Source organism: Pelagibacterium lacus (assembly GCF_003345525.1).
GTDB lineage: Bacteria > Pseudomonadota > Alphaproteobacteria > Rhizobiales > Devosiaceae > Pelagibacterium > Pelagibacterium lacus.
On the sequence record NZ_QQNH01000015.1, the window covers coordinates 21423 to 38911 of the forward strand.

20 protein-coding genes are annotated in these 17489 nt (G+C 64.6%); 7 read left to right on the plus strand and 13 right to left on the minus strand.

Annotated elements, in window-relative coordinates; all coding sequences use genetic code 11:
- Window positions 1–58: 58 nt before the first annotated feature.
- From DVH29_RS10935 to hemE, 8 genes are all read right to left on the minus strand, one after another.
- Complete coding sequence (locus tag DVH29_RS10935; RefSeq protein ID WP_199562577.1) at window positions 59–943, minus strand: ParB/RepB/Spo0J family partition protein; 885 nt, start codon at window positions 941–943, stop codon at window positions 59–61.
- An 11-nt stretch (window positions 944–954) separates the two neighbouring features.
- Window positions 955–1755, minus strand: coding sequence for a ParA family protein (locus DVH29_RS10940; protein ID WP_114646218.1), 801 nt, complete (start codon window positions 1753–1755; stop codon window positions 955–957).
- A gap of 37 nt (window positions 1756–1792) precedes the next feature.
- Entirely contained in the window at window positions 1793–2431 is a 639-nt protein-coding gene (gene rsmG / locus DVH29_RS10945) for a 16S rRNA (guanine(527)-N(7))-methyltransferase RsmG (RefSeq protein ID WP_158541638.1), read from the minus strand.
- Window positions 2428–4293, minus strand: coding sequence for a tRNA uridine-5-carboxymethylaminomethyl(34) synthesis enzyme MnmG (mnmG, locus tag DVH29_RS10950; protein ID WP_114646220.1), 1866 nt, complete (start codon window positions 4291–4293; stop codon window positions 2428–2430). Before mnmG ends, rsmG begins: the two co-directional genes overlap by 4 nt.
- A 67-nt stretch (window positions 4294–4360) precedes the next feature.
- Entirely contained in the window at window positions 4361–5674 is a 1314-nt protein-coding gene (gene mnmE / locus DVH29_RS10955) for a tRNA uridine-5-carboxymethylaminomethyl(34) synthesis GTPase MnmE (RefSeq protein ID WP_114646221.1), read from the minus strand.
- Between the two features lie 119 nt (window positions 5675–5793).
- Entirely contained in the window at window positions 5794–7059 is a 1266-nt protein-coding gene (gene rho, locus DVH29_RS10960; protein WP_114646222.1) for a transcription termination factor Rho, read from the minus strand.
- Between the two features lie 165 nt (window positions 7060–7224).
- Complete coding sequence (gene hemJ / locus DVH29_RS10965; RefSeq protein WP_114646223.1) at window positions 7225–7653, minus strand: protoporphyrinogen oxidase HemJ; 429 nt, start codon at window positions 7651–7653, stop codon at window positions 7225–7227.
- Between the two features lie 23 nt (window positions 7654–7676).
- Window positions 7677–8717 carry a uroporphyrinogen decarboxylase gene (hemE, locus tag DVH29_RS10970; RefSeq protein WP_114646224.1) on the minus strand — a complete coding sequence of 347 codons (1041 nt, stop codon included), beginning with the start codon at window positions 8715–8717 and terminating at the stop codon, window positions 7677–7679.
- A 459-nt stretch (window positions 8718–9176) separates the two neighbouring features.
- On the opposite strand from hemE, the gene DVH29_RS10975 reads away from it, so the two are divergent.
- The 4 genes from DVH29_RS10975 to dnaQ are packed head-to-tail and all read left to right on the plus strand — an operon-like array spanning window position 9177 to window position 11940.
- Window positions 9177–9773: a Maf family protein gene (locus DVH29_RS10975; RefSeq protein ID WP_114646225.1), complete on the plus strand. Its 597-nt coding sequence runs from the start codon at window positions 9177–9179 to the stop codon at window positions 9771–9773.
- Window positions 9770–10597 carry a shikimate dehydrogenase gene (locus DVH29_RS10980; protein ID WP_114646226.1) on the plus strand — a complete coding sequence of 276 codons (828 nt, stop codon included), beginning with the start codon at window positions 9770–9772 and terminating at the stop codon, window positions 10595–10597. The genes DVH29_RS10975 and DVH29_RS10980 overlap by 4 nt, the downstream gene beginning before the upstream one ends.
- A 21-nt stretch (window positions 10598–10618) precedes the next feature.
- Window positions 10619–11212 (plus strand): dephospho-CoA kinase, encoded by a 594-nt coding sequence (gene coaE / locus DVH29_RS10985; RefSeq protein WP_114646269.1) that lies wholly within the window; start codon window positions 10619–10621, stop codon window positions 11210–11212.
- Window positions 11213–11217: 5 nt separating this feature from the next.
- The gene (gene dnaQ / locus DVH29_RS10990) at window positions 11218–11940 is read left to right on the plus strand and encodes a DNA polymerase III subunit epsilon (protein ID WP_114646270.1); all 723 of its coding nucleotides are present in this window, start codon (window positions 11218–11220) and stop codon (window positions 11938–11940) included.
- A 67-nt stretch (window positions 11941–12007) separates the two neighbouring features.
- Here the strand turns inward: dnaQ and secB are convergent, their stop codons facing one another.
- On the minus strand, window positions 12008–12529 hold the full coding sequence (secB, locus tag DVH29_RS10995) for a protein-export chaperone SecB (protein ID WP_114646227.1): 522 nt from the start codon (window positions 12527–12529) through the stop codon (window positions 12008–12010).
- A 125-nt stretch (window positions 12530–12654) separates the two neighbouring features.
- Window positions 12655–13116, minus strand: a complete 462-nt coding sequence (locus DVH29_RS11000; protein WP_114646228.1) for an FxsA family protein — start codon at window positions 13114–13116, stop codon at window positions 12655–12657.
- A 158-nt stretch (window positions 13117–13274) separates the two neighbouring features.
- Here DVH29_RS11000 and DVH29_RS11005 point away from each other — a divergent pair, with 158 nt between their 5' ends.
- The 3 genes from DVH29_RS11005 to DVH29_RS11015 are packed head-to-tail and all read left to right on the plus strand — an operon-like array spanning window position 13275 to window position 14984.
- Window positions 13275–13988 carry a Tim44/TimA family putative adaptor protein gene (locus tag DVH29_RS11005; RefSeq protein WP_114646229.1) on the plus strand — a complete coding sequence of 238 codons (714 nt, stop codon included), beginning with the start codon at window positions 13275–13277 and terminating at the stop codon, window positions 13986–13988.
- 25 nt (window positions 13989–14013) lie between these two features.
- Window positions 14014–14622, plus strand: coding sequence for a Smr/MutS family protein (locus DVH29_RS11010; RefSeq protein ID WP_158541639.1), 609 nt, complete (start codon window positions 14014–14016; stop codon window positions 14620–14622).
- On the plus strand, window positions 14619–14984 hold the full coding sequence (locus DVH29_RS11015; protein ID WP_114646231.1) for a helix-turn-helix domain-containing protein: 366 nt from the start codon (window positions 14619–14621) through the stop codon (window positions 14982–14984). The genes DVH29_RS11010 and DVH29_RS11015 overlap by 4 nt, the downstream gene beginning before the upstream one ends.
- A gap of 19 nt (window positions 14985–15003) precedes the next feature.
- On the opposite strand, the gene hslU is transcribed toward DVH29_RS11015, so the two are convergent.
- Genes hslU through hslV form a run of 3 tightly spaced genes read right to left on the minus strand, consistent with a single transcriptional unit; the run spans window position 15004 to window position 17344 of the window.
- Window positions 15004–16314, minus strand: coding sequence for an ATP-dependent protease ATPase subunit HslU (gene hslU, locus DVH29_RS11020; RefSeq protein WP_114646232.1), 1311 nt, complete (start codon window positions 16312–16314; stop codon window positions 15004–15006).
- Window positions 16311–16820: a GNAT family N-acetyltransferase gene (locus DVH29_RS11025; RefSeq protein WP_158541640.1), complete on the minus strand. Its 510-nt coding sequence runs from the start codon at window positions 16818–16820 to the stop codon at window positions 16311–16313. The genes hslU and DVH29_RS11025 overlap by 4 nt, the downstream gene beginning before the upstream one ends.
- Window positions 16817–17344: an ATP-dependent protease subunit HslV gene (gene hslV / locus DVH29_RS11030; protein ID WP_114646234.1), complete on the minus strand. Its 528-nt coding sequence runs from the start codon at window positions 17342–17344 to the stop codon at window positions 16817–16819. The genes DVH29_RS11025 and hslV overlap by 4 nt, the downstream gene beginning before the upstream one ends.
- Between the last annotated feature and the right edge of the window lie 145 nt (window positions 17345–17489).

Consider the following 17489-nt stretch of genomic DNA (forward strand, 5'->3'; position numbering starts at 1 on the left):
GCGCGGTGTTTCACGTGCAACATCGCCATAAGCGGTGCCCGCTTATCCTCGAAACACGCTAATGCGACATCAGGCGCGAGCAGACCGTATCGAGCTGTTCGAGGGTCTTGTAGCGGATCTCCAGCCGGCCGCCGCGGTCCTTGTGATCGAGGGTAACCGAAAGCCCCAGCGCGTCGGACAATTGCCGTTCGAGCGCCAGCGTATCGGCATCCTTGGCCGGGGCCCGACGCGGCTCCGCCGGGCCAGTCCGCCGGGTTTCGCTGTCCTGCTGGTGCAGCGCCTCGGCCTCGCGCACCGACAGTCCCGCATCGACGATGCGGCGCGCCAACCCCAGCGGGTCCTCCGAGGTGATCAGCGTGCGGGCATGGCCGGCGGTCAGGGCGCCCTGCTCGAGCATGTCCTGCACTTCACGGGGCAGGCGCAGCAGCCGCAGCGTGTTGGCAACATGCGAGCGCGACTTGCCGATCACCTGGGCGAGGTCCTGCTGGGTATAGCTGAATTGCTCGATCAGCTGGCCATAGCCCTGCGCCTCTTCCAGCGGGTTGAGATCGGCGCGCTGCACGTTCTCGATGATGGCGAGTTCCAGCGCTTCCTTGTCGTCGACCTCGCGGATGATGACCGGAACCTCGTGCAGCCCGGCCCGCTGCGCGGCACGCCAGCGCCGCTCGCCGGCAATGATCTCGAAGACGTCCGGGCCCTGCTCGCTGGGCCGCACCAGCAGCGGCTGCATGACCCCCTTTTCCCGGATGGAATTGGTCAGGTCCTCGAGCAGTTCGGGATCGAAATCCTTGCGCGGATTGGCGCGGCTGGCGATGATGAATTCAACCGGCAGGCGACGGATTCCCGTCCCGCTCTCGGCCTGGCGCAGCGCGGTTTCGAGGGGTTGCATGTCGCCGATCAGAGCGGCAAGACCACGGCCAAGTCGATTGGGTTTGTCGTTCATCATTTTCTCCATCACGCCGCCCGCAACTGGCGTTCCCGCCGGATCACTTCCGTCGCCAGGCGCAGATAGGCCTGGCTTCCGGCGCATTTGAGGTCGTAGAGCAGCGCCGGCTTGCCATAGGACGGCGCCTCGGACAGCCGCACATTGCGCGGGATCACCGTATCATACACCAAACTGCCCATATGCTCGCGCACATCGTTGAGCACCTGCTCACTAAGATTGTTGCGCTTGTCGAACATGGTCATCACCACCCCCTGGATCGAGAGGCGCGGATTGAGCGTCGAGCGGATCTGCTCGATGGTCTGCAGCAACTGGCTCAGCCCTTCAAGCGCGAAAAACTCGCATTGCAGCGGCACCAGCACCGCATCGGCCGCGGTGAGGGCGTTGATGGTCAAAAGATTGAGCGAGGGCGGGCAATCGATCAGCACATAGGTGATCGGCTTGCCGTCAATGGTCACCTGCTGCACGTCGTTGAGCGCGGTCTTGAGGCGGAAGGCCCGGTCGCGCTCGGCGGCGATCATCAGCTCGACCCCGAGCAGGTCCATGGTCGAGGGCACCAGCGCCACATTGGGCACCGAGGTCAGCACCGCCGCCTCCTTGACCGTGGCCTCGTTGAGCAGCAGGTCGTAGGAGGAGCGCTCGCGCTGCTGCCGCCCCACCCCCAGTCCGGTGGAGGCATTGCCCTGCGGATCGAGATCGATGATCAGCACGCGCTCGCCGATCGCGGCCAGGGCCGTGGCGAGGTTGATGGCGGTCGTCGTCTTGCCGACGCCCCCCTTCTGATTGGCGAGAGTGAGAATTCGCGGATGCATCTGACCTCCGAAACCGCTGCGGTTTCAAGACTTTAGATTAGGCGCGCCGCCGGAGGTTGCGGATATCGAGAATGACCCCGTCCGGATCGGTCGTGCTGGGAAGCCTTAACACATCGTAAAGCCAAGCTGAATCCGCTGTTTTCAGTTCTTCCCCGTTTTCGCGCCCCTTATGCAGCAAGGCGCGGCTGTCCGCGCCCCAGAACCGGCACAGATAGCTGAACAGCAGCGGCAGCGGCGCCAGGGCGCGGGAGGTGAAAAGATCAACCGCACCAATGGTTTGCGGATCGACCGCCTCGATGCGCGTCGTATGCACGGTGACGGGAAGATCGAATTCCCGCGCCATGGCGCGCAGGAACGCACATTTGCGTGCGTTGGATTCGATGAGCTGGAACGAAACCGGGCGGCTTTTCAGCGCAATGGCCAGTGGAAGGGCGGGAAAACCGCCGCCGGAGCCGATATCGAGCACGCGCAGCGGCGCGTCGTTTGGGCCGATCAACGGCAAAAGCTGAAGCGAATCAAGGATATGGCGCGTCCACAGATCACCCGGTGTTTCACGTGAAACCAGATTCTGCACCTTTTGCCAGCGCAACAATTGCGTGTTGAAGGCGGTTATGCGCGCGTATGTGGCGTGAAGATCGGCGATGAACGGCGTATATGCGCGCAGGTGTTCGATCACGATGCCTTGCGCTCCAGCCGGCCACGGCGAATCACCGCGAGGATCAGGGTGAGGGCGGCGGGCGTCACCCCCTCGATGCGCTGCGCCTGCGCCACGGTCTGCGGCCGCGCCGCGATCAATTTCTGCTTCATCTCGTTGGAGAGCCCCGGCAGCAGGGCATAATCGAGCCAATCGGGAATGGCGCGGGATTCGTCGCGCTTCACCGCGTCGATATCGGCCTGCTGGCGGTCGAGATAGACCGCATATTGCGCATCGATGGCCAGTTGGTCGTAAACCCCTGAATCCAAAGCGGAAATCTCCGGCCACACCGATTCGAGATCGCCGCGGCCGGTGGTGGGATAGCTCATCAGGTCGAAGGCCGAGCGGCGCACCCCATCGGCATTGACATTGACCCCGGCCTTGCGGGCCTGGCTGGGGGTGGTGGTGAGGCTTTGCAGTAAGTGCCGCGCACTGGCGAGCCCCTCCATGCGGCGGCGATGATGCGCGGCGCGCTCCTCCCCCACCAGCCCGCAGGCGATGCCCAGCTCGGTGAGGCGCTGATCGGCATTGTCGACCCGCAAATGCAGCCGGAACTCGGCGCGGGAGGTAAACATGCGATAGGGCTCGGTCACCCCGCGCGCGATGAGATCGTCGATCATCACCCCAAGATAGGAATTGGTGCGCGAGAGAATCAGCGGCGCGCGGCCGAGCACGGCGAGAGCGGCATTGGCACCGGCGATCAACCCCTGGCCGGCCGCTTCCTCATAACCGGTGGTGCCGTTGATCTGCCCGGCCAGATAGAGCCCCGGCAAGGCGCGCAGCATCAGGGTCGGCGAAAGCTCACGCGGGTCGACATGATCATATTCGATGGCATAGCCGGCCCGCTTGATCACCACATCGCCCAGCCCGGGCATGGCCTGCAGGAAGGCCAGTTGCACGTCCTCGGGCAGCGAACTGGAGACGCCATTGGGATAGATGGTGCTGTCGTCGAGGCCCTCGGGCTCGAGAAACACCAGATGGGTGTCCTTGTCGGCGAAGCGCACCACCTTGTCCTCGATGGAGGGGCAATAGCGCGGCCCGCGCGACTGGATGCGGCCGGAATACAGCGCCGAACGGCTGAGATTGTCGGTGATGATCCGATGCGCCTCGGGCGTGGTGCGGGTTTCGAAGCAGGCAACCTGCGGATTGGTGATCGCCCCGGTCAGAGCGGAGAACGGCTCGGGATGGGGATCGCCCTCCTGCCGCGTGAGGATGGAAAAATCGATGGAATTGGCGTCGAGACGGGCCGGCGTGCCGGTCTTGAGCCGCCCCAGCCGCAAGCCCAGCGCTTCGAGGCGCAGCGACAGGCCGAGCACCGGCTTTTCCCCGGCCCGGCCGGCCGGAATGGTCTCCTCGCCGCGATGGATCAACCCGCGCAGGAAAGTGCCGGTGGTGAGCACCACGGCCTTGCTGTCGATACGGCGGCCATCAAGCAGGATGACGCCCTCGACCCGCCCGTCGCGCACCACCAGATCATCGACCTCGCCTTCGACAATGGTGAGATCGGGGGTGGCGCTCAATTCGGCCTGCATGGCCTCGCGATAGAGCTTGCGGTCCTGCTGGGCGCGGGGGCCACGCACCGCCGGACCCTTGCGCCGGTTGAGGACGCGGAACTGGATGCCGCCCCGGTCGGCGATACGACCCATAATGCCGTCTAGCGCGTCGATCTCGCGTACCAGATGACCCTTGCCCAGACCGCCAATGGCCGGATTGCAGCTCATTTCGCCGATGGTCGCCGCCTTGTGGGTGACCAGCGCCGTGGCGACGCCCAGGCGCGCCGAAGCCGCTGCCGCCTCGGCCCCGGCATGGCCTCCCCCGACAATGATGACATCAAAGGCACTCATGCGCCCAGTCCCTTACAGTGTTTCACGTGAATCCGATCCCGTGCCGCGCGTCCGTGTTTCACGTGAATCATTTGCCGATGCAAAAGCCCGCGAAGAGGCGATCGAGAACGGCTTCGCTGTCCATCAGACCGATCAGACCGGCGAGCCCGTCGGCAGCGCGGCGCAAATCCTCGGCGCATAATTCCGGCTGGTCCAGCCGCGCCAGCGCCGTGCCGATGGCAGCAATCGCCGCTTCCAGCGCCGCCTTGTCGCGCATATGGCTGACAAGACTCGGCTCACTCGGCCCAAGCCGGGCTTCAATATGGGTTTTGAGCGCATTTAGCAAGGGTTCGAGCCCTTCCCCGGTCTGGGTCGAGACGGAAAACTGCGCTTCCTGGGCCGGCGGGCCGAGATCGGCCTTGGTGGCGATGCGCCAGATGGGGGCGGCGGACTGATCCGCATCGGGGTCCGAGACGGCGTCGGGCGCGCTGAGCCAGAGGACGAGATCGGCGGCGTGCATAGCCTTTCGCGCCCGCCGCACGCCCTCGGCCTCGGCGAGGCTGTCGGTGTCGCGCAGCCCGGCCGTATCGGTAAGGGTGACGAGCTGCCCGCCCAGATCGATGGACACGTCCTTGGTGTCGCGGGTGGTGCCGGCTTCCGCCGTGACGATAGCCAGGTCGGAGCCGGCCAAGCGGTTCAAAAGACTGGACTTTCCCGCATTAGGCGCCCCGGCGAGGACAATGCGGAAGCCTTCGCGGGCGATGCGGCCGCGCTCATAACCGGCCAGGGACTCGGCCAGCGCCGCTTGCAGCAGCTCCAGATCGGAGACGAAATGGGCCGGCAGCTCGAAGGGCACATCGTCCTCGTCGGAGAAATCGAGCCGCGCTTCGATCTCGGCCCGCGCGTCGAGCAGCAGCACGCGCCAGAGGATGATTTGCTCCGAGAGCTGCCCATCGAGCCGGGCCAGAGCCTGGCGGCGCTGGGTTTCGGTTTCGGCGGCCAGAAGATCGCCCAGGCCCTCGATGGCAACGAGGTCGAGCTTGCCATTCTCGAAGGCACGGCGGGTGAAATCGCCGGGCCCTGCCAAGGCGATGCCCTCAAACGCGGTGAGCGCGGTAAGGATCGCCTTCACTCCAGCCGGCGAGCCGTGGACCTGCAATTCAGCGCAATCCTCGCCGGTGAAGGAATGCGGCGCGGGGAAGATGGCGATGAGACCGGTATCGAGGGGCTGGCCGCTTTCGGGGGCCGTGAGGGATCGCAGCGTCAAATGGCGCGGCGGCGGCAGATCGCCGACCAGCGCCGCGACAGCCGGAAAGGCGCGCGGACCGGAGAGGCGAATCACCGCGACGCCGGAGGGCAGCGCGCCGGAAGACAGAGCCACAATGGTCGAAGACTGCGTCACGCGCCGTAATCCGCCGGTTTCTTGAATACGTTGCCTGCCGGCCAGTTTAACCGGCCTCGAGGAATAGAAAAAGGCCGGCGCGGGCCGGCCTTTTTCCAATGTCCGGACGCACCTGACGATCAGGTGTTCATCGAATCGAAGAATTCGGAATTGGTCTTGGTCTGGCGCAGCTTGTCGAGCAGGAATTCCATGGCATCGACCGTGCCCATCGGGTTGAGGATGCGGCGCAGCACATACATCTTGCGCAGGATATCGGGCTCGACCAGCAATTCTTCCTTGCGGGTGCCCGACTTGGTGACATCAATGGCCGGGAAGACGCGCTTGTCGGACACCTTGCGGTCCAGAACGATTTCCGAGTTGCCGGTGCCCTTGAACTCTTCGAAGATCACCTCGTCCATGCGGCTGCCAGTATCGATCAGCGCCGTCGAGATGATGGTGAGCGAACCGCCATCCTCGATATTGCGCGCCGCGCCGAAGAAGCGCTTGGGACGCTGCAGGGCGTTGGCGTCGACACCGCCGGTCAACACCTTGCCCGAGGAGGGCACCACGGTGTTGTAGGCGCGGCCGAGACGGGTGATGGAATCGAGGAGAATCACCACGTCGCGCTTGTGTTCGACCAGGCGCTTGGCCTTTTCGATCACCATTTCGGCGACCTGGACGTGGCGCGAGGCCGGCTCGTCAAAGGTCGAGGAAATCACCTCGCCCTTCACCGAGCGCTGCATGTCGGTCACTTCCTCGGGCCGCTCGTCGATCAGGAGCACGATGAGATAGCATTCGGGGTGATTGGTCGCGATCGATTGTGCAATATTTTGCAACAATACCGTCTTACCAGTTCGCGGCGGGGCAACAATCAGGGCGCGCTGGCCCTTGCCGAGCGGCGCGACGAGGTCGATCACCCGGGCCGAACGGTCCTTGCTGGTCGGATCGGCCAGTTCCATATTGAGCCGTTCGTCGGGATAGAGCGGGGTTAGGTTGTCGAAATTGATCTTGTGGCGGACCTTTTCGGGCTCCTCGAAATTGATCGTATTGACCTTGAGCAACGCGAAATAGCGCTCGCCTTCCTTGGGAGAGCGGATCTGGCCCTCGACCGTATCGCCGGTGCGCAGCCCGAAACGGCGGATCTGGGAGGGGCTGACATAGATGTCGTCCGGCCCGGGAAGGTAGTTGGCATCGGGGGAGCGCAGGAATCCGAACCCGTCGGGCAGCACCTCGACCACACCTTCGCCGATGATTTCGACGTCGCGGGTGGCCAGCTGCTTCAATATGGCAAACATCAGTTCCTGCTTGCGCAGGGTGTTGGCGTTTTCGACGTCGAGCTCTTCGGCAAAGGACTGCAATTCGGCCGGAGATTTGGCCTTGAGGTCCCTGAGCTTCATGAATTCCATGATCAGACTTCTTAAGGGAGATGGACGAAAAGAAAGAATATAAGGAGGGGAGTCAGAGGGCGAAGCGGATGCCGCCCGTCTCGCGGCGAATGCGCGAGTTTCCCCTCCACATAACTATTCAGCGCACCGATTGCAAGCAGAACCGAAAGGCCGGGGAAGCCGCAATCAGAAGGGTTTGACGATCACCGCGATGACCACGACGATCATGATCACCGTGGGGACCTCGTTGATCATGCGGTAGAACTTGGCCGGACGGGTGTTCTCGTCGCGGGCGAAGGCCTTGAGCGTCTTGCCCAGAAAGCCGTGAAAGCCCGACAGCAACAGCACGAAGGCGAGCTTGAGCCAGATCCAGCCCTCAGAGAAGATGCCGGTGCCGTAAAGGTGCAGCAGGGTGAGCCCGAAAATCCAGCTGGCGATCATCGCCGGCGTGGTGATGGCGCAAAACAGCCGGCGTTCCATCACCTTGAAGGTTTCCGACTGCACCGAGCCCTTCTCGGCATCGGCGTGATAGACGAACAGCCGCGGCAGATAGAGCATCCCGGCCATCCAGGCGATCACCGAGATGACGTGCAGCGCCTTGACCCATAAAAACATGGCAGTTTCCCTCCGATTGTTCTCTAGCGCCCATGCACGATGTCGACCAGACGCGCGACATTCTCGATGGGGGTCTGGGGCACGATGCCATGGCCGAGATTGAAGATATGCGGCCGATCGGCAAAGCCCGCAATGATCTCGCGCGCCCTCTTTTCCATCTGCGCCCCGCCCGACACCAGCCGCAGGGGATCGAGATTGCCCTGCACCGCCAGCGTTTTCGGCAGCGCCCGGGCGGCAAAGGACAGCGGGGTGGCGTAATCGAGGCCCAATACCGAAACTCCGGTCTTTTCCGCATATTCGGCCAGCATGCCGGCCGCGCCGCGCGGGAACCCGGTGATCGGGGCGTCGGGCAGCGCCTGACGCACCTTTTCAACGATGCGCCGGTTGGGGTCGATCACATAGGCGCGGAAGGCGGTCTCGTCGAGATTGAGCGCCCAGGATTCAAAGATCTGCACCAGATCGGCGCCGGCCCTGAACTGCGCCACCAGATACTCCGCAGAAGCGTCGACAAGGACGTCGATCAGCGCCGCGAAGGCCTCGGGATGGGCCAGGGCGAACAGCCGCGCCGCTGCCTGGTCGGGCGAGCCGCGTCCGCCGAGCATATAGGTCGCCACGGTCCAGGGCGCGCCGCAGAACCCGATCAGCGTCTTGGAGGGATCGAGCGCGGCGCGGACCCGCTCGACAGTTTCAAGGACGGGGGAGAGATTCTCGATCACACGGGACGGATCGAGCTTCGCGATGTCGGCCGGATCGAGGGGATCGAGCACCGGCCCTTCCCCCTGTTCGAAGCGGACGGACTGGCCCAGCGCGTCGGGGATGACGAGGATATCGGAAAAGAGGATGGCGGCGTCGAGATCGAAGCGGTGCAGCGGCTGGAGTGTCACCTCGCTGGCAAGGCTCGGCGTATAGCAGAGGTTGAGAAACCCGCCGGCCTGTTCGCGCACCTGGCGGTATTCGGGGAGGTAGCGACCGGCCTGGCGCATGATCCAGATGGGGGGCGTAGACTGGCGATGGCCGAGCGCCGTATCGAGCAGGCGCTTGCCTGTCCTGGGAGCTGAGGTCATGAGGTACCGCGATCCTGCTGGTTGCGATCTCTTGGTAATCAAAGAGAATCTAAGAATCTTCTTATTCTTTATGGCTGTGTTTTGCACCAATAAGTCCCTGCCCACAACCGGGCAGCCCCTTGGGACCAATGCGGCAGTTGGGCGCGGGCGGCCCGAGTCGAAAACGCCCGGGCCACGCGGGGATAAAGGGCGATAAGGGCCGGGCAGTTAAGGTTTTGTTAAGATCTGTGGCTGTGCAAATCTTAACGAAGTGTTAATGCGGTTCTTGTGTCGCCGCAGCCGGGTTTTCCACGCAGTTTTCGACAGGCCCGTCAGCGCGTCCACAGGTAACGAGCTGTTAACCGTTTATCGCGCTATGGGGATAACCCCGCCGCGGCAGCCGGCTTGCGCCATAAGGGCTTCCCATGTTGAAAGCCTTGTGAAAAACACTGTCCACACGATCAACCGAAAGCCCCGGCCGTGCTCGTCCTCGCCTCGAAAAGCGCTACGCGGAAAACCCTATTGGAGAATGCGGGAATCCGCTTTTCGGTTGTGGCTTCCCCGATCGACGAACGCGCCATCGAAGCGCAAATCTTGACGCAAGGGGCGAATCGCGCCGGGCTGGCCGAGGAGCTGGCGCGGCAAAAGGCCCTGGCGGTGAGCGCCGAGCGGCCCGATGCCCTGGTCATCGGCGCTGACCAGACCCTCGATTTCAACGGCACCGGCTTTAACAAGCCGCGCGACCGGGCCGAAGCGGCGGCGCGCCTGCTGCAAATGGCGGGGACCGCGCACCAGCTCCATTCCGGCGTCGCGCTGGCCCGGAACGGCGAAATCCTCTGGTCGCATGTGGAAAGCGCGAGGCTGCGCTTCCGCCAATTTTCCGAGGCCGAACTCGAAACGGTGCTCGTCCTCGAAGGCGAGGCGATTCTTGCTTCGGTGGGCGGATACCGGCTCGAAGGCCCCTCGGTGCGCCTGTTTGAAACCATCGAGGGGGATTATTTCACCATTCTCGGCCTGCCGCTGCTGCCGCTCCTCGCCGCCTTCTCCCAATACGCGCCGGAGGCGCTCCAGCCATGAACAAGGCCTTCGTCATCGGCCACCCGATCGCGCATTCCAAATCGCCCCTGATCCACGGCAGCTGGCTGGCCGAATTGGGGATCGACGGGGTCTATGAGCCGATCGACGTGGCGCCCGAGGCGCTGGGCGATTTTCTGGCCGGGGTGCGGGCGGGCAGCCATCTGGGGGGCAATGTCACCATTCCGCACAAGGAAAGCGTGATGGACCTGCTCGACGAGATCGACCCGCTGGCCCGCCGGATCGGCGCGGTCAACACCATCGTCAACCGCCACGGCCAGCTCTATGGCACCAATACCGACTATGAGGGCTTCCTTGCCAATCTCGACGCCGGCGCGCCAGGCTGGGACCGGGGGCTTACGCATGCGGTCGTTCTGGGGGCCGGCGGCGCCGCGCGGGCCGTGCTGGTGGGCCTCCTCGACCGCGGCGTCGGGCGTATCGACCTGCTCAACCGCTCGCCGGAGCGGGCCGAGGCCTTGGCGCGGGAACTGGGCGGGCCGATCCATCCTGGCGGGCTCGCCGATTTCGGCCGGCGCGCCGAAGGCGCGGGCTTCGTCATCAATACCAGCGCGGTGGGGATGGGCGGCACGGCCTTTGCGGGACTCGAGCTGTCCGGGCTGCGCCAGGGAGCGGTGGTGACCGATATCGTTTATACACCGCTGATCACGCCATTGTTGCGCGAAGCCCGGGACCGGGGGTTTGCCTCGGTCGACGGGCTGGGTATGCTGCTGCACCAGGCCGTGCCGGGTTTCGCCGCCTGGTTCGGCCAGCGCCCCGAGGTGAGCACGGCGCTGCGCGAAAAAATTCTGGCCGCCAGCCGGCCATAAGGGGAAATGAACGGGACGGTTATGTTGCGGGTTGTGCTGACGGGATCGATCGCCACGGGCAAGTCCACCGTATTGGCCCGTTTCAAGGAACGGGGCATTCCGGTCTACTCCGCCGACGCGGCGGTGCACGCGCTCTATGCCGGCGAGGCGGTGCCGCTGGTCGAGACGCTGTTTCCCGGCACGGTGGTGGACGGCGCGGTGGATCGCGCTGCGCTTTCGGCGGCCCTGGCCCGCGAGCCCGGCCGGCTGGGGGAACTCGAAGAGGTAATCCATCCCCTGGTGCGCGAAAAGGCGACCACCTTCATGGAAGAGGCCGAGCAAAAGGGCGCCGCCATGGGGGTGGTGGAGATCCCGCTGTTTTTCGAGAACGGGGCCACCTATACCATCAACAAGGTGATTGTGACCGCCTGCGATCCGGAGATTCAGCGTCAGCGGGTGCTCGCCCGGCCCGGCATGACCCCGGCCAAGTTCGAATTGATGCTGTCGCGGCAATTGTCGCAGGCGGAAAAGCGCCGCCGGGCCGATTACGTCATTGACACCTCCGGCAGCATGGACCAGACCCTTGCCGAAACCGACAGGGTGATCGCGGCGCTGGAAACGGAGGCGGGAGCGTGAGCCTGTTGCGTGAAATCGTGCTCGATACCGAAACCACCGGCCTTTCGCCGGCCGGGGGCGACCGGGTGGTCGAGATCGGCTGCGTCGAACTGATCAATCACGTGCCCACGGGCCGGCATCATCACATCTATATCAATCCCGAACGCGACATGCCCGAGGAAGCCTTCCGGGTACACGGGCTTTCGGAAGATTTCCTGCGCGACAAGCCGAAATTTTCCCAACTGGCCCAGGGTTTCGTCGATTTTATCGGCAATGACACGCTGATCATCCACAATGCTCCCTTCGACATGGGGTTTCTGAACGCCGAGCTCGAATGGTGCGGGCGGGCTCGCCTGGCCAATCCGGTGATCGACACGGTGATGCTGGCCCGCACCCGGCATCCGGGGGCGCGGGTCAGCCTCGACGCCTTGTGCAAGACCTATGGCATCGACAATTCCCGCCGCACCCTGCACGGGGCGCTGCTCGACAGCGAGATTCTCGCCGAGGTCTATCTCGAATTGATCGGCGGCCGCCAGGTGGCTCTGGCCCTGTCGGCCGAGATCGAATACGGCCAGCGCGGCGGCCCGGCCCGTCCGCCGGCCCGCCAGCGTCCGGTGCCCCTCCCCGCGCGGCTCACGGCGCGCGAACTGGCCAGCCACGCCGCCTTCATCGCCGAAATGGGCGACAAGGCGGTCTGGCTCAATTATGGGGCGGTGGAGGACGAGCCGGCCGAATTGGCCCGGGCGTAACGCCCAATAAAAAAGCCCTCCGCGCGGCGAAGGGCTTCTTTAACTTTTTGTCCCGAAAGACCGAGGGTCAGTTGACCGTGGGCTTGGTGTCGCCGGCGGCCGCGACCTGCTCGGCCCGGTCCTTGGCGGCGGCGAGATTGCGGCGATAGAGCGCGACGAAATCCACTGGTTCCAGCATGAGCGGCGGAAAGCCCCCCGACTGGATAGTCTGGGCGAGGACTTGGCGGGCGAAGGGGAAGATCAGCCGCGGGGCTTCGACCATGAGGAGCGCGCCGAGCTGGTTTTCCGGGATGTTGCGGGTGCGGAACAGGCCGCCATAGACCAGTTCGACCGCATAGAGCACCTTGCCCTCGCGCTCGGTCTTGACCGTGAGCCCGATCTCCACCGCATAGGTGTCGTCGGCCTGTTTCTTGACCTGGACGTTGATGTTGACATTGGAGGCAGGATTGACCGGGCCGGGCACCAGGGAGGCCGGCGCGTTGGGATTTTCGAAGCTGAGGTCCCGGATATACTGCCCGGCAATGCCGAATTGCGGCTGGGCGGCCTCTTCCCCCGGGGCCGCCGGAGTGTTCTGATTGTCTTCAGCCATGGGGCTCGTCTTCCCTTTACGTGAAATTCCTGGCGGGCGTCCGGTCCGGACGCCGAATTCGGCGTTTGGCTAGCACTTTTGCTCGGCGATCACAAGCAAGCCGCGCCGCCCGCCCTCACCGCACCCTAGCTGCGGTAGTCGTCCGGATCGAGATCGATCGATGTATAGGCCGGGCCGCGCGACGCCGGGCGGTAGCTGGTGACGATCACCATATTGGCGCTGAGCCGGCGATAGATCCAGCCGCGCACCGGGGGAACCAGCAGGACGAGGCCGACGAGGTCGGTCAGAAATCCGGGGAGCAGCAGCAGGAACCCGGCCACCGCCACCATCATCATTTCGGCGATCTTTTGCTGCGGCACTTCCCCCCTTGCCATCATGGCGCGGCTGTCGAGCACCATGCCCAGCCCCTGCTGGCGCACGATGGCGACCCCGAGCACGGCGGTGAGGACAATCAGCGCCAGGGTGGCGAGGATGCCGATCTGGCTGCCGACCCAGATGAAACCGGCGATCTCGACAAAGGGCAGGGCCAGCAGGCCAAGGAGCAGGAAACGTCCCACAGGGGCAAACACCTCTCGTTTCGACCGCATGCCCGAAACGGCGCCCGGTGGCCGGCGATCACAATAATGCCACCGCGAACTGGTTTGCGGAGGCGATTTTCATATATATAGGACACGACAAGCAGATTGCGACCGCTCGCCGGCGATTTTGCCGGGCCGACCGACCATTTGGAGCCAGTATCAGACTCATGGGCGAATTCTTAGATTTTCCGACACTCATCGTCATCGTGGTTGCCATTGTGGTTTTGCTGCGCCTGCGCTCGGTCCTGGGCACCCGCACCGGCAATGAGCGGCCGCCCTCGGTGCGCTATGAGTCGATCTCGCGCACCCGACCCGATGACGACAATGTGGTGCAGATGCCACGTCGGACCACCCAGGACGATGCCGAGGCCGAGCGGGCCCAGCGCAAGCTGGAAGCGGAAATCGAGAAATTCGCGCTCGGCAGGCCCGAAGTCGAGGCAGGCCTGCGCGCCATCGCCGAAGCCGATGCGGGCTTTTCGCCCAAGCAGTTCATCGAGGGGGCCAAATCGGCCTATGAGATGATCGTCACCGCTTATGCCGCCGGCGACCGCAAGACGCTGAGAATGCTCCTCGACAAGGACGTCTATGACAGCTTCGACGCGGCGATCGCCGAGCGCGAGGCGGCCGGCCATGCGACCGAATTCACCTTTGTCGGCCTCTCCAACATCGCCTTCGCCGAAGCCGAGCTGGAAAAGCGCAACGCCGTGGTGACCCTGCGTATCGATGCCGAAGTGGTGTCGATCACCAGGGACCGTGAGGGCGAGATCATCGAGGGCACCCCCGGCCAGGTGGTGGCCATCGCCGATGAGTGGACCTTCCTGCGCAACACCAAGTCGCGCGATCCCAACTGGAAGCTCGTTGCAACCAACGATCTCGAATAGACGCCGGGATTTCGAGGGCTTCGCCATGGCGCGCAAACCGCCCGGGCCGCGCAAATCGCCACCGGGCCCGGTGCGCGACTGGCATTTGTGGACGGCGGTGGGCAAGACCGTCGACCCCCTCAAGGGCCGCAAGAGCGCCGATCCGCGAAAACTGATCGAGGCCATCGAGACCCCGCCCCCGGACGCGCCGGCCGCCGCCCGGCCGGAACCGCCGCGCTTTGCCCGGCCAGCGCTGCCCTCGCGGGCGCCGCTGATCGCCGCGTCGCGGGTCCCGGCGAGCGAAAAGCCCATCGAGCCCAATCTCAAGCGCCGCGTGACCAGCGGGCGCGAGCCGATCGATTCCACCCTCGACCTGCACGGCATGACCCAGGCCCGGGCGCAGATGGTGCTGGAGCGCTTCATCCTCGAACGCGCCGCCCGGGGCGAGCGTACCCTGCTGGTCATCACCGGCAAGGGCATCAAGAAGACCGGCTATCTCCAGCTCGCGCAGCGCGGGGTGTTGCGCGAAATGGTCCCGCTCTGGCTCAATGCCCCCGACCTCGCCCCGCTGATCGCCGGCATCGAGCCGGCGCATCAGAGCCATGGGGGCGGCGGCGCGCTCTATGTGCGGCTCAAGCGGAGGCGGGAGACATGACGCCTCTGGGCGCCAAGCTGCGCAAACTGCGCGCCGAACGCGGCATCGCGCTCAAGGACATGGCCAAGGCGCTCAACGTCTCGAGCGCGTACCTCTCGGCCCTCGAGCACGGCAAGCGCGGCAAGCCGACCTGGTTCATGGTGCAGCGGATCATTGCCTATTTCAACGTGATCTGGGACGAGGCCGAGGAGATCCAGCGGCTGGCCGAGATCTCCGACCCCAAGATCACCATCGACACCGCGGGGCTGGCTCCCGAAGCGACCGAATTGACCAATGTGCTGGCGCGGGAATTGGGGCGGCTGTCGGCGGAGGACTGCAAGGCCCTCCGCGACGAGGTGATGCGGCGGGCGGTGAAGCGCTGAGCGCTCCACCGCGGCGCCGTCAGAGGATATAGCGGCTGAGATCGGCGTCGCCGGCCATCTTGCCCACCGTGTCGCGCACCATGGCGCCGTCTATGGTGAGCGTGGTGCCCGAGCGGTCCGACGCGGTGAAGGAGATGTCCTCGACAAGACGTTCGAGCACCGTCTGCAGGCGCCGCGCGCCGATATTTTCCACCGAGGCATTGACCGACACGGAGATGTCGGCCACCGCTTCGATGGCGTCCTGGGTGAAGTCGAGCGTCACCCCTTCCGTGCCCATCAGCGCCACATATTGCCGGATCAGCGAATATTCGGTGTCGGTGAGGATCTTGATGAAATCCTCCCGCGTCAAGGCACGCAACTCCACCCGGATCGGCAGGCGGCCCTGCAATTCGGGCAGCAGGTCCGAGGGCTTGGAGACGTGGAAGGCCCCCGAGGCGATAAAGAGGATATGGTCGGTGTTGACCGGGCCGTATTTGGTCGAGACCGTGGTGCCCTCGATCAGCGGCAGCAGGTCGCGCTGCACGCCCTCGCGCGAGGGACCGCCGGTGACCCCGCCTTCTTTGGCCGCCACCTTGTCGATCTCGTCGAGGAACACGATGCCGTGGTTCTCCACCAGCTCGATGGCCTCGATATTGATCTTGTCCTGATCGAGCAGCTTGTCGGCCTCCTGGTTGATGAGGATTTCGTAGCTGTCCTTGATCTTGACCGTGCGCTTCTGGGTCTTGCCGCCGAACGCCTTGCCGAACATGTCCGAGAGATTGATCATCCCCATGCCGGCCCCGGGCATGCCGGGAATGTCGAACATGGGCATGCCCGAACTGGCCGGAACCTCGATCTCGATCTCCTTGTCGTCGAGCTCGTTGTCGCGCAGCTTCTTTCTGAACGCGTCCCGGGTCGAGGGGGTGGCCGACTGGCCGACCAGCGCGTCGATCACCCGGTCCTCGGCGTTGAGATGGGCCTTGGCCTTCACCTCGGCGCGCTTCTTTTCCTTGAGCAGCACGATGCCGGCCTCGACGAGGTCGCGGATCATCTGCTCGACGTCGCGGCCCACATAGCCCACTTCGGTGAACTTGGTCGCCTCCACCTTGACGAAAGGCGCCTGGGCGAGGCGGGCCAGCCGGCGGGAAATCTCCGTCTTGCCGACCCCGGTCGGGCCGATCATCAGGATGTTCTTGGGGCTGACCTCGCGGCGGATGTCCTCGGGCAGCTGCTGGCGGCGCCAGCGATTGCGCAGCGCGATGGCCACGGCGCGCTTGGCGTCGTTCTGCCCGACGATATAGCGGTCGAGTTCGGAAACGATCTCGCGGGGGGAAAAACTTCTGTCACTCATAGTCTGTCTTCTTTGTCCAGAAACAGCACCATCAGGTGCTCGTCGATATAGCGGTCTTCGATCCTGAGGGCGCGCGGTTCGGTGCCATAGGTCTGGAAGCCGAGCCGGTGATAAAGGGCCAGCGCGGGGATATTGTCGGCGGCCACCCCGAGATGGAGTTGGGCGACGCTGCCGGCGGCATGGGCGATCACCGCCTCCATGAGGAGCGCCGCCACGCCCGCCTGGCGCGCCTCGGGCCGCACATAGACCCCGAACACGGTGCCGATATGTCGCGTCTTGGGCTGGTCGGAGACGAACAGCCCCGCCATGCCGATGGGCATCTCGCCGCGAAAGGCGACAAAGATCGCGGTTTCCCGCGCGCTTTGCCTGTACCAGTCGAGGTCGCGGGCCCGTTCGGTCGCCGCGTCGGACGAAAAGGCGGCCGGATCGCCGTCCAGCGCCGTCAGCCGGATCTCCCGATAGGCGATGGCCTCTCCGGGGCCGATCTGGCGGACGGCGAGGGTCAAGAGTCGAGCTCGAGCGTTTCTACCGTCACCTCGGCGTTGGTATAGACGCAGATGTAGGCGGCGATGCCCATGGCCTTTCTCGCGATCTCCTCGGCGCTCTTATCGCCATCGGCCAGGGCGCGGGCGGCGGCGAGGGCGTAATTGCCCCCCGAGCCGATGGCGGCGATGCCATCCTCGGGGCTGAGCACGTCCCCGGTGCCGGTGAGGATCAGGCTGTCGGATTTGTCGACCACGATCATCATGGCTTCGAGCCGGCGCAGATAGCGGTCGGTGCGCCAGTCCTTGGCCAGTTCGACGCAGGCGCGCATCAACTGGCCCGGATATTGTTCGAGTTTGGCCTCGAGTCGCTCGGAGAGGGTGAAGGCGTCGGCGGTGGCTCCGGCAAAGCCGGCGATCACCGAGCCCCCAGCGAGCCGGCGGACCTTTTTGGCAGAATGCTTCATGACGGTCTGGCCAAGGGATACCTGCCCATCGCCCGCCACCACGACCTGATTGCCCTTCCGCACGGAAACGATTGTCGTCATCGATACTCAGATGCCTTTTTCATCAAAATAGGTGTGTTGCTGTTTATTTAGGGCTGATCGGGCCAAATGCAATGCGAGGCGGGAATTGTCGGGCTTTTCCCCTGCGCCGCAAGCTGTTAAGGCAAGTTGCGTGTTTCCCAAGGGG